This is a genomic window from Bradyrhizobium sp. (genome assembly GCF_017881085.1).
Taxonomy (GTDB): Bacteria; Pseudomonadota; Alphaproteobacteria; order Rhizobiales; family Xanthobacteraceae; genus Bradyrhizobium.
The window spans coordinates 1-11,300 of record NZ_JADGRI010000171.1; the positions used below are offsets into that span (position 1 = coordinate 1).

Annotated in this window: 9 protein-coding genes and 1 pseudogene; 6 read left to right on the plus strand and 4 right to left on the minus strand. The window is 63.5% G+C overall.

The features are described from left to right. The 4 genes and pseudogenes from QZ213_RS16725 to QZ213_RS16740 form a co-directional block, all read left to right on the plus strand. Positions 1–999 (plus strand): molybdopterin-dependent oxidoreductase (locus tag QZ213_RS16725; protein ID WP_291687200.1); only part of this gene is annotated, 999 nt, incomplete at its 5' end. 11 nt (positions 1,000–1,010) lie between these two features. After that, positions 1,011–1,334, plus strand: a complete 324-nt coding sequence (locus QZ213_RS16730) for a cytochrome c (RefSeq protein WP_291687201.1) — start codon at positions 1,011–1,013, stop codon at positions 1,332–1,334. Between the two features lie 154 nt (positions 1,335–1,488). Then, positions 1,489–2,649 (plus strand): annotated as a pseudogene (locus tag QZ213_RS16735) (OpgC domain-containing protein). A 309-nt stretch (positions 2,650–2,958) separates the two neighbouring features. Then, positions 2,959–3,159 (plus strand): cold-shock protein, encoded by a 201-nt coding sequence (locus QZ213_RS16740; RefSeq protein ID WP_079564698.1) that lies wholly within the window; start codon positions 2,959–2,961, stop codon positions 3,157–3,159. A 105-nt stretch (positions 3,160–3,264) separates the two neighbouring features. Here the strand turns inward: QZ213_RS16740 and QZ213_RS16745 are convergent, their stop codons facing one another. Then, positions 3,265–3,867 carry a hypothetical protein gene (locus QZ213_RS16745; protein ID WP_291687206.1) on the minus strand — a complete coding sequence of 201 codons (603 nt, stop codon included), beginning with the start codon at positions 3,865–3,867 and terminating at the stop codon, positions 3,265–3,267. A 181-nt stretch (positions 3,868–4,048) separates the two neighbouring features. Here QZ213_RS16745 and putA point away from each other — a divergent pair, with 181 nt between their 5' ends. Together putA and QZ213_RS16755 are read left to right on the plus strand one after the other, a co-directional pair. After that, entirely contained in the window at positions 4,049–7,123 is a 3,075-nt protein-coding gene (gene putA, locus QZ213_RS16750; RefSeq protein ID WP_291687207.1) for a bifunctional proline dehydrogenase/L-glutamate gamma-semialdehyde dehydrogenase PutA, read from the plus strand. 152 nt (positions 7,124–7,275) lie between these two features. Beyond that, on the plus strand, positions 7,276–8,481 hold the full coding sequence (locus tag QZ213_RS16755) for a CoA transferase (RefSeq protein WP_291687202.1): 1,206 nt from the start codon (positions 7,276–7,278) through the stop codon (positions 8,479–8,481). A gap of 5 nt (positions 8,482–8,486) precedes the next feature. On the opposite strand, the gene QZ213_RS16760 is transcribed toward QZ213_RS16755, so the two are convergent. The 3 genes from QZ213_RS16760 to QZ213_RS16770 all read right to left on the minus strand — a co-directional run. Then, positions 8,487–8,651 carry a hypothetical protein gene (locus tag QZ213_RS16760; RefSeq protein ID WP_291687203.1) on the minus strand — a complete coding sequence of 55 codons (165 nt, stop codon included), beginning with the start codon at positions 8,649–8,651 and terminating at the stop codon, positions 8,487–8,489. A gap of 54 nt (positions 8,652–8,705) precedes the next feature. Beyond that, positions 8,706–10,109 carry an MFS transporter gene (locus tag QZ213_RS16765; protein WP_291687204.1) on the minus strand — a complete coding sequence of 468 codons (1,404 nt, stop codon included), beginning with the start codon at positions 10,107–10,109 and terminating at the stop codon, positions 8,706–8,708. A 108-nt stretch (positions 10,110–10,217) separates the two neighbouring features. Then, positions 10,218–11,300 (minus strand): flavin-dependent oxidoreductase (locus QZ213_RS16770; protein WP_291687205.1); only part of this gene is annotated, 1,083 nt, incomplete at its 5' end.

Below are 11,300 nucleotides of genomic sequence, written 5' to 3' on the forward strand. Positions count from 1 at the left end.
TTCAACGACGGCCCGATCACGCCGAACAATGCCTTCTTCGTCCGCTATCATCTGGCAGGCGTCCCGCTCGACATCGACCCGGACAAGTTCACGCTCGAGATCAAGGGCAAGGTCGAGCATCCCCTCAAGCTTTCATTGAAGGACATCCGCAAGCTGCCCGCGGTCGAACTCACCGCCGTGAACCAATGCTCGGGCAACAGCCGCGGCTTTTTCGATCCGCGCGTGGCGGGCGGCCAGTTGGGCAATGGCGCGATGGGCAACGCGCGCTGGCGCGGGGTACCGCTGAAGACCGTGCTCGACAAGGCCGGCGTGCAGCCGGGCGCCAAACAGATCACCCTCAACGGAATGGACGGGCCGGTGAGCGACAAGACGCCGGATTTCGTCAAGGCGCTCGACATCGACCACGCCCGCGACGGCGAGGTGATGCTGGCCTATGGCATGAACGGCGAGGACCTGCCTTATCTCAACGGCTTCCCGCTGCGCCTGATCGTGCCGGGCTATTACGGCACCTACTGGGTCAAGCACCTCAACGAAATCACCGTGATCGACAATGCGTTCGACGGCTTCTGGATGAAATCGGCCTACCGGATTCCGGACACGCCGTGCGCCTGCGTCGATCCCGGGACCGCGCCGAAGGCGACGATTCCGATCAACCGTTTCGACGTTCGCTCGTTCATCACCAGCGTGGCCGACGGCGCGAAACTGAAATCCGGCACCACGACGCTCAAGGGCATCGCCTTCGACGGCGGCAAGGGCATCAAGGAAGTCGCGGTCTCGTCAGATGGCGGCAAGAGCTGGGCACCGGCGAAACTCGGCAAGGACCTCGGCAAATATTCGTTCCGCGAGTGGAAGCTGCCCGTGAAACTCGCGGCCGGCAGTCATGACTTGCAGGTTCGCGCCACCAACAATGCCGGCGATACCCAGCCGAGCGAACAGCGGTGGAATCCGGCCGGCTACATGCGCAACGTGGTCGAAACCGTTCGCGTCACCGCGGCGTGAGGAGAATTGACATGAAACCGCTCCTTCTTGTTGCGCCTCTCCTCGCGAGCGCCGCCATCGCAGCCTTGAGTTTCGGCCCGGTGACCGCGGCGCCGGTCAACTACAAGCTTCCGGAGGAAATCGCCGCGTTCAAGCCCGGCCCCAATCTCGAGGTGGTGCAGAACAATTGCACCGCCTGCCACTCGGCCGACTATATCAACACCCAGCCGCGCGGCCCGAAATTCAAGAAGGACTTCTGGCAGGCCGAAGTGACCAAGATGATCAAGGTCTATGGCGCGCCGATCGACGATGCGGACGTTCCCAAGATCGTCGATTATCTCACCGCGACCTATTAGGACCTGACGCGGATCCGATACCTGGCCCGACACGGTCAGTCCCGATCACGCAAAGTCCATTGGGATCGCGAGCGTGTCTGTACTACGGTTCCGACTCGCTGGGATCGCCTATCCCGATCTCGCCTTTCGAATCACACAGCACGAAACCGTCTTCATGGATATCAAGGCTATCGTCGCGGCGCACGGGCGCGATGCCAGGATCGACCTGTTTCGCGGAATCGCGAACTGGTTCATCTTTCTGGACCACATCCCCGATAATGTCGTGAACTGGATAACGGTAAGAAACTACGGCTTCAGCGGCGCCGCCGATATGTTCATCTTCATTTCGGGTTTTGCGGCCGCAATCGTCTACGCAAAGATGACCCTGGAACGCGGCTTCGTTGTCGGCGCAAGCCGGATCTTCAAGCGCGCGTGGCAGATCTACGTCGCTTACGTCGTCCTGTTCGTGATCTACATCGTGACCATCACGGACGTGGCGGCACGATATGCCGCTTCCGACATCATCTACGAATTCAATGTTGCCGGCTTGGTCGATCATCCGATGCGGACGTTGATCTACGGGTTGCTGCTGGAATCAAGGCCGCTTAATCTCGACATTCTGCAGCTCTACATCGTGCTGGTGGTGTTCTTTCCGCCGGTGCTGTGGCTGATGCTGCGCAAGCCGGACCTCGCGCTGGCGGGATCGGCTGCGCTCTATTTCGCCGCGCGAGCGTTCGATTGGAACCTGCGATCCCTTCCCGACGGCGACTGGTATTTCAACCCGTTTTGCTGGCAGCTGCTGTTTGTGCTGGGCGCCTGGTTCGCGCTCGGTGGAATGGAAAAATGCCGCTCGCTTCTGAAGTCATCGATCCTGTTCTATCTCGCGATCGCTTACCTCTCGTTTGCTCTGGTCATGACGATGGCGGGACGTTTTGCGGAATTCGGCGCGATGTTCCCGGCATGGCTGTTCGACGCCTTCAATCCCAACGACAGGGTGAACCTCGCCCCGTACCGCGTTCTGCATTTCCTCGCCGCAGCATTCGTTGTGATGCGATTTATGCCGAAGGACTGGCCCGGATTGGAATGGCGGATTTTCAGACCGCTGATCTAATGCGGCCAGCAATCGCTCGCCGTATTTTGCCTCGGTGTCTTCCTCTCCTTCGCCGGCCATGTCGCGCTGCTGCTGAGCTGGGGCTCCCTGCTGGCGCAGATACTCGTGAGCGTGAGCGGCATCGCCATCATGACCCTTGCCGCCTATTACATCTCGTGGTCCAAGCGCCAGGACGATCCATCGGAAATCCGCCGTCGCATGGCATCCATCGACGCCCATTTCTGAATTCGAGGGAACGAAATCCGGTTCCCGACCGGACCCGCGCGCCCGCATTCGGCGGGCCAGCGGGCTCCCAGCGCCCAATTTGCTGACATTGGAGCGATTGGCGTTTTTTCGACGATTTGACGCGTAAAACGGAGGAAAAACCGCCAAAAGCTGCAAATGTGCCGCGATATTGATCGTTTTCCGCCGAAATCCTCCTGTGGTTTAAGCTATCAAGAGTGCCGCATAACGCGTATCCTGCGCCCTATCGGACATGCCGGTTTGCGGGGACTGGCAATCCGTTTTTATTTTTGATCCCGCGGAGACGACGTAATGGCTAAAGGTACTGTGAAGTGGTTCAACCCGACCAAGGGCTTCGGATTCATCCAGCCCAACACGGGTGGCAAGGACGTGTTTGTGCATATTTCGGCGGTCGAGAAAGCCGGTCTTTCCACGCTCAACGAAGGACAGACCGTGGAATACGAAGAGGTCGCCAATCGCGGCAAGACCTCGGCAGAGAACCTCAAGGTTTGACGCCTGGCGCGCGACGCTGATAGCACCCTCTCGGAAGAATCCGGGAGTGGAGCTTTCCAAAAAAAATCCAATCGACAAACTGCGGCCGGCGAAAGCGGTCACCGCTCAATCCTCGGTGACCCATTTTTCGACCGGCATGACATCAGGCGGCTGCGCATAGCCGCGCGGCCACACGTCGACGACCCATTCGACCTTGGTCGCGCGCTCGACCAGCACGGCGGTGTTATGCGGCGTCTGCAACACCAGCGCGTTGCCGCGGTAATGCGGGTCTCCCACCACATGATATTTCAACAGGCCCCATTCCTGCAGCACCAGTAGCAGGCTCATGGTATTGCGGGTGGTGTCCCAGCAATCGTAATTGTGCTTGTCGTCCAGCGCGCGAAAGTCCGCTTTCGCGACGCGCTTGTCGGTTCCGATCATGGGCCCCATGCGGCGATCGAACCAGATTTCCGCTTTCTGCACCGCCGCGCGTTCGGCCGCGGCCGACGCCCGGCCCGCTACCATGATCCGCGTCAGCGTGGCGCGATCGCCGGGGGTGAAATCAAGCATCTCGCGGCGCCGGCAGCCGAAACTGTAGCAGACCGTCATGCGCTGCGCCGTCGGCGGGAAAATCGATATTGCGCTGTAGATCGCCGCCTGCTGGGTGCTCAGTTCGAACGAATGGGCCGGCGATGAAGCGGCGATCAGCAACAATCCGATCACGCCCATGGCGGGGCCGCAAAACGCAGGCGCTTTGCCTCCTTCGCCTGCTCGTGCCATCCTTCGCATCAGCCCCGTTCGGTACGCTTTTTTCGAAAATACTCGCGCGGAAACTATCGCAGCGGTTTCGCGATGCCAAGACCGGCGGCATGATAGTGCACGGGAACTTGAAGTGCATGACATGACATCCCTGTCCTCTCCTCTTCCGCGGTTCGAGGCGGCCTACGCGCCGGACGATGGTCGGATGGCGGCCCGGCTTCTCGCAGCCGCCGCTTTGAGCCGGGAACAGGACACGCGGATCGACGACGCGGCGACGCGGCTGATCGGCGCCATCCGGGCCAATGACGACCGACTCGGCGGCGTCGAGGACATGCTTCGCGAGTTTGCGCTCTCCACCAGGGAGGGCCTGGCGCTGATGGTGCTCGCGGAGGCGCTGCTGCGGGTGCCGGATGCCCGCACCGCCGACCAGTTCATCGAGGACAGACTCGGCCAGGGCGATTTTGTCCATCACGAAATCAGATCCAGCGCATTCCTGGTCAACGCGTCGGCATGGGCGCTCGGCATGTCGGCGCGGGTGATCCAGCCCGGCGAGACCCCGCAAGGCACGATCGGGCGCCTGACAAAGCGGCTGGGCGCACCGGCGGTCCGCGCTGCCACACGGCAGGCGATGCGATTGATGGGCAGCCATTTTGTGCTGGGCGAGACCATCGAATCCGCGCTGGCAAGGGCGCATTCGCCAGGCGGTCCGCGTTACTCCTTCGACATGCTCGGCGAAGGCGCGCGCTCCGCCGCTGACGCCGAGCGCTATTTCGACTCCTACGCCAGCGCGATCGAAGCGATTGGCCTCAGCGCCGGGGACCGGCCGCTGCCGGACCGGCCCGGGATTTCGGTCAAGCTCTCCGCGCTGCATCCGCGTTTCGAAGCCTTGAGCCGCACGCGCGTCATGGCGGAACTGGTGCCGCGGCTGATCGTTCTGGCGCGCCGCGCCAAGGTCCATGAGTTGAATTTCACCGTCGACGCCGAGGAAGCGGACCGGCTGGAACTGTCGCTGGAGGTGATCGCGGCCGCATTCAGCGACACTTCGCTCCACGGATGGGACGGCTTTGGGCTGGCGATCCAAGCCTACCAGAAACGCGCCGAAGCCGTGATCGACCATGTCGATGCCCTCGCGCGGGCGCTGAACCGGCGGATGATGGTCCGCCTCGTCAAGGGCGCTTATTGGGACACCGAGATCAAGCGCGCGCAGGAGCGTAGCCTTGACGACTATCCCGTGTTCACCCGCAAGGCGATGACGGACCTCAGCTACATGGCCTGCGCGGAGAAACTATTGGCGCTGCGGTCAAGGCTTTTCCCGCAATTCGCCACCCATAACGCGCTGACGGTGGCGACCGTGCTGGAACTAGCCGGCGGCAGCGCAGGATTCGAGTTTCAACGCCTGCATGGCATGGGCGAAGCGCTGTACGCGCAACTAAGCGAGGACCGTCCCCGACTGGCCTATCGGACCTATGCGCCGGTTGGCAGCCACCGCGACCTGCTGGCCTATCTGGTGCGGCGCCTGCTGGAGAACGGCGCCAATTCATCCTTCGTGGCGCTCGCCGCCGACGATGCGGTGCCGGTGGCGACGCTGCTGCGCCGCCCGGCCGATATCATCGGCTCGCCCGAGAACGCGCGGCACCCGAAGATCCCTCTGCCGCGCGATCTCTACCAGCCGCAGCGGCAGAATTCGCGCGGCATCGAATTCGGCGAGCGCGCGGCATTGACCGGGCTGCTCGCTTCTATCGCGGCGGATACCAGGTCCATTGCGGCGGCGCCGCTGATCGACGGCCGGACGAAGACAGGGACAGCGCGACCGGTCGTCAGCCCGATCGACCCGACCCTATCGGTGGGAAGCGTCGTCGATTCGACGCCGGAGCAGGCCCGCGACGCCATCGCCGCCGCACGCGCCGGTTTTATGAGCTGGAGCCGGACGCCGCCCGAGCAGCGCGCGCAAATCCTGCAACACGCCGCAAACCTCCTGGAACAACGGCACGCGCATTTCATCGCGCTGCTGCAACGTGAGGGCGGCAAGACGCTCGATGATGCATTTTCCGAAGTCCGCGAGGCCGTCGATTTCTGCCGCTACTACGCCGCCGAGGGCCGCAAACTGTTTTCCGGCGAGACAATGCCGGGGCCTACCGGCGAGAGCAATGTGCTGCAACTGCGCGGCCGCGGCGTATTCGTCGCGATCTCGCCATGGAATTTTCCGCTGGCGATTTTCTCAGGCCAGGTGACGGCGGCGTTGATGGCCGGCAACGCGGTGGTGGCAAAACCCGCCGAACAGACGCCGCTGATCGCGGCGGAAGCGGTTCGCCTGCTGCATGAGGCGGGCGTACCGGCTTCCATCCTGCATCTCGTCCCCGGCGGTGCCAGCATCGGCGCGGCTCTCGTGGCGCATCCGGATATCGCGGGCGTCGTCTTCACCGGCTCGACCGAGGTCGCGCGCGCGATCAACCGTGCGCTCGCTGCCAAGGAAGGCCCGATCGTGCCGCTGATCGCAGAAACCGGCGGCATCAATGCGATGATCGTGGATGCGACCGCGCTGCCGGAACAGGTCGCCGACGACGTCGTGACGTCGACGTTTCGTTCCGCCGGCCAGCGCTGTTCGGCGCTGCGGCTGCTGTTCATTCAGGATGACGTTGCAGGGCGGATGATCGAGATGATATCGGGCGCGGCGCGAGAACTCAGGTTAGGCGATCCGCGCGACATCGCCACGCAGATCGGGCCGGTGATCGACGTCGAGGCAAAGCGGCGGTTGGAGGCGCATATCGCGCGCATGAAAAACGAGTCTCGCGTGCACCTGGCGGGAGTCGCTCCATCAGGCAATTACGTCGCGCCGCATATCTTCGAACTGGCGGACGCCGGTCAATTGACCGAGGAAGTGTTCGGACCCGTGCTGCATGTGGTGCGCTATCCCGCCGACCGGCTCGACCGCGTGCTGCAATCGATCGAGCGCTCAGGCTACGGGCTGACGCTCGGCATTCACTCCCGCATCGACGATACGATCGAGGCGGTGATCGAGCGGCTTTCCATCGGCAACATCTACGTCAACCGCAACATGATCGGGGCGGTGGTAGGGGTGCAGCCGTTCGGCGGCCAAGGATTGTCGGGCACCGGTCCGAAAGCCGGCGGGCCGCATTATCTGGCGCGATTCGCCACCGAACAGACCGTGACCGTCAACACATCAGCCGCCGGCGGCAATGCCGCGCTGCTGTCGGACGGGGAATAGCTTTATCCCTGCCCGTTGGGAGAGGGATAAAGGAGCCGGTTGCAACACCCCGCCAACATCGGTCAAATGCACCGTTCGAGTCCACCTGTCATCGGCAAGACGATTCCACAGCGCGGAATAACACCGACAAAAACCACGGGAGCGACGGCACCATGGAAAAGGGCATCTTCGAAGGCCTCAAGGTTCTGGACTGCGCCAGTTTCATCGCAGCGCCTGCGGCCGCGACCGTGCTGTCGGATTTCGGCGCCGACGTGATCAAGATCGAGCCGCCCGGCCATGGCGATCCCTACCGCAACCTGCCGAACCTGCCGGGTTATCCGGCGAGCCACCACAATTTCGCGTGGATGCTGGAGTCGCGCAACAAGAAGAGCCTCGCGCTCGACCTCTCCAAGCCGGAGGGCAAGGCCGTGCTGTACCGCCTCGTCGCCGAGGCCGATGTCTTCATCACGAATTTTCCACCCGGGGTGCGCAAGCGACTCGGAATCACCTATGAGGAACTGCGGCCGCTCAACGAGCGACTGGTCTACGGCTCGTTCACCGGCTACGGCGAAAAAGGCGAGGAGGCCGACAAGCCTGGCTTCGACAGCAACGCCTATTGGGCTCGCTCGGGGCTTATGGATCTGGTGCGCGCGGACGAGAACACCACGCCGGCGCGATCGATCGCCGGCATGGGCGACCATCCCTGCGCGATGGCGTTCTACGGCGCGATCGTCACCGCGCTCTACAAGCGCGAGCGCAGCGGCAAGGGCTCGCATGTCAGTTCCAACCTGATGGCCAACGGCGTCTGGGCCGCCTCGGTGCTGGCCCAGGCCAAATTATGCGGCGCGAAATTTTCGGAACGGCGGACGCGCGAGCACGCGCTGAACGCGGTGACCAACCACTACAGATGCAGGGACGGACGCTGGCTGATCCTGTCGCTGCTCAACGAGGACCGGCAATGGCCGACGCTGGCCCGCTGTCTGGGCCGCGAGGATCTCATCACCGATCCCCGCTTTGCTACCCGGGCCGATCGCCATGCACGTTCGCTGGAACTGATCAGGATCTTCGACGAGATTTTCGCCACCAGGGATCTGGCCGAATGGCGCAAGATCCTCGACGGCAACGGGCTGGTGTTCGGCGTGGTCGGAATCCTCGACGATATTCCCCACGACAAGCAGATGATCGAGAACGAAGTGCTGGTGCCGTTCGAGAACGACACCATGCTGACCATCAACAGCCCGATCTGGGTCGACGGCAGCCAGAAGGTCAAGCCGCGGCGGGCGCCCGGCATCGGCGAGCACAGCGACGAGATCCTGCGCCAAGCGGGCTATGACGAGGCGGCGATCCGGCAATTGCGGGCATCAGGCGCTGTGGCGTAAGCGGCTTATCGGTTGTGCAGCAACACCCAGCCGACCGCGGCTAAGCCGATGATGACCGCAACCGCGATCGCCCACGAACTGACGCGGATATCGCCGGTGGTTTGCCGTTCGGCTTCGTTCTGCGCGATCTCGCGATTGCGCGCCTTGTCCTCGTTGTTCGCGTCGTTCACCGCCTACCCTCCTTGTCACGAAGGTCGACTGCCGTTCACGCTTGCAGCGCCTGCCTAGCTCCCCGCCGTGGCGGACGGGCGGAGCCCGGCCTGATACGAGGCTTCCGCATCGGCGGCTGATTTGCCGCTTCCACTTAAGCCCGCGAGCCGGCTCAGCGCAAATGCCGCCAGCGCCGCGCACATGGCTGCGGCCGCGGCCGCCATGAAGACGGAAGCCGCGCTCCATTTCATGGTCAAGAGCACGCCACCGACCAGGGGTCCTATGATCGAGCCCACGCGCCCGATCCCGAGCGCCCAGCCGACGCCCGATGCCCTGACCGAGGTCGGATAGAATCCGGCGGCGAGTGCGTTGGCAGCGATCTGGCCGCCGACAATGCAGAACCCGGCGGCGAAGATGGCCATGGCGACCAGGACAATCGAATGACCGAGTTGGCCGATCGCGCCGACCGCGAACACCGCGATGAAATACACCAGCGCCAGCGCGCGGAACGAGAAGCGGTCGATGACGCTGCCGAGCACGAACGTGCCGACCACGCCGCCGACCTGCAGCATCGATCCGATCGCCGCCGACGCCGATACCGACGCGCCGAGATCATTGAGAACCGTGGGCAGCCAGTTGGACAGGAAATAGAGGTCGAGCAGGCTCATGAAGAAGACCACCCACAGCAGCAGCGTGACCGGGGTTCGTCCGTCCCGGAAAAGATGCAGCACCGGAATCCCCGGCAGGTGCGGCTCCTGCACGACGAACCGCGTCGCCGGCGCAAACACCGCCATCGGGCTGATGGCTCGAAGCAACCTGGCGACCTCTTTATCGGCGCGCCCGGTGAGTGCGAGGAAGCGCACGGATTCCGGCAACCGCAGCGCCAGGATCGGGACCAGGAGCAGCGGCGCGACGCCGCCGACCACGAACACCGAACGCCAGCCGAAATGCGGAATCAACGCCGCCGCGAGCAGCCCGCCGAGCGCCGCGCCGATCGAAAAACCGCAGAACATGATCATCACCATGGTCGCGCGGCGGCGGCGCGGATTGAATTCGGACGTCATGGCGATGGCATTCGGCATCGCGCCGCCGAGGCCGAGGCCGGTCAGAAACCGGATAGCGAGCAGCGTGTTGACGTCGTGGACGAAGGCGGTGACGAGCGCGCAGATGCCGAACGCCAGCGTCGAGAGAATGATGATCCGCTTGCGCCCGATGCGGTCCGCCAGCGGTCCGAGCAAAAGCGCCCCGATCATCAGCCCGAACAGGCCGGCCGAGAACACCGGACCCAGTGCGCTCTTGGTCAGGCCCCATTCCTTGGCCAGAGCCGGTGCGACATAGCCGATGGCCTGGGTGTCGAAGCCGTCGAGAAACAATACCGCCGCGCAGGTCAACAGCAGCTTGAGCTGAAAACCGCCGACCGGCTGCTGGTCGATGAAGTCAGCGACGTCAATTGCGCCGCCAGGCTGAGAACCCGCCATCGTCGTCCCTCCCCTTCCAAAATCTCCGGGCGCGGTTCTTACCGACCGCTGTTCCCGACTTTGATAGCTTAGCGCGAATTGAGCGAAGCGGGACGATTTTCCGCTTCACTACGTGCGCAATGCATCCCTGGAATAGCCCGCGATCCGTTTGTAACCCTCGGACAAGGCAACCAGTTCCTGGTTGCTGATGACATCGTCGATTTGGCGGAAGGGCTTGTCGTTGGTTCGTTGAAACACCTCACGCAGGATCGCGTCGGGCGGATTGGTGCGATTGGTCAGCACGATGCGCGCGGTGGCCTCCAGCCGCTGCTTTTCGTAGGCGGCTAGCGCGGCAACGGGATCGTCGTATTCGAGCAGTGCCGAGGTAAGCGCCCGCGCATCCAGGATCGCCTGCCCCGCTCCGTTGGAGCCGCGCGGCACCATCGGATGGGCAGCGTCGCCGAGCAGCGTCACCCGCCCGAAGCTCCAGCGCGGCAGCGGGTCCTGATCGACCATCGGAAATTCCAGCACGCTGTCAGCGGCGCGAATAAACGCGGGCACGTCGAGCCAGTCGAAATGCCAGTCGGCGAACACGCCGATGAAATCGCCGATCGCCCCCGGCCGGTTCCAGTCGCGCCGGCGATAGACCGGCGTCTCGATCTCCGCCACCCAGTTGACCAGTTGCAGCCCGTCGGCGTCGGCGGGACGGATCGGATAGATCACCATCTTGCCGTGCGACAGCCATCCCGCCCGCACCATGCTGGCGCCGGATAATATCGGCTCCCATCGCGTCACGCCGCGCCACATGTTGACGCCGGAATAGCGAGGCTCGCCTTCGTCCGGAAAGAACTGCTTGCGGATTGCCGAGTTGATGCCGTCGCAGGCAATCGCGACGCGGCCGCGAATGGTGCTGCGGTTCGCGCCTCCGGGGCCGTCGGCAAAAGTGACGCTGACGCCGGTTTCGTCCTGTTCGACACCAAGGCAATGACAATTGGTGTTCAGCCGGTCGCGCCCCGCACGCGCGACGAAGGCGTCGAGCAGCACCATCTGCAGATCGCCGCGATGGATCGAGAATTGCGGATGCTCATAGCCGGCCGCGCGGCCGAGCGGCTCCTGATAGATCAGCTGGCCGAAGCGATTGAAGAAGGTCGCGTCGCTGGTCGCGATCGCAATCTTCGCCAGCGCCTCCTCGAGCCCGAGCGCGGCCAATTC

Bases quoted from the DNA above. Each gene is read 5' to 3' on its own strand.
- QZ213_RS16730 (WP_291687201.1), top strand. From the start codon at position 1,011: ATGAAACCGCTCCTTCTTGTTGCGCCTCTCCTCGCGAGCGCCGCCATC.
- QZ213_RS16740 (WP_079564698.1), top strand. From the start codon at position 2,959: ATGGCTAAAGGTACTGTGAAGTGGTTCAACCCGACCAAGGGCTTCGGA.
- QZ213_RS16745 (WP_291687206.1), bottom strand. From the start codon at position 3,867: ATGGGCGTGATCGGATTGTTGCTGATCGCCGCTTCATCGCCGGCCCAT.
- QZ213_RS16755 (WP_291687202.1), top strand. From the start codon at position 7,276: ATGGAAAAGGGCATCTTCGAAGGCCTCAAGGTTCTGGACTGCGCCAGT.
- QZ213_RS16765 (WP_291687204.1), bottom strand. From the start codon at position 10,109: ATGGCGGGTTCTCAGCCTGGCGGCGCAATTGACGTCGCTGACTTCATC.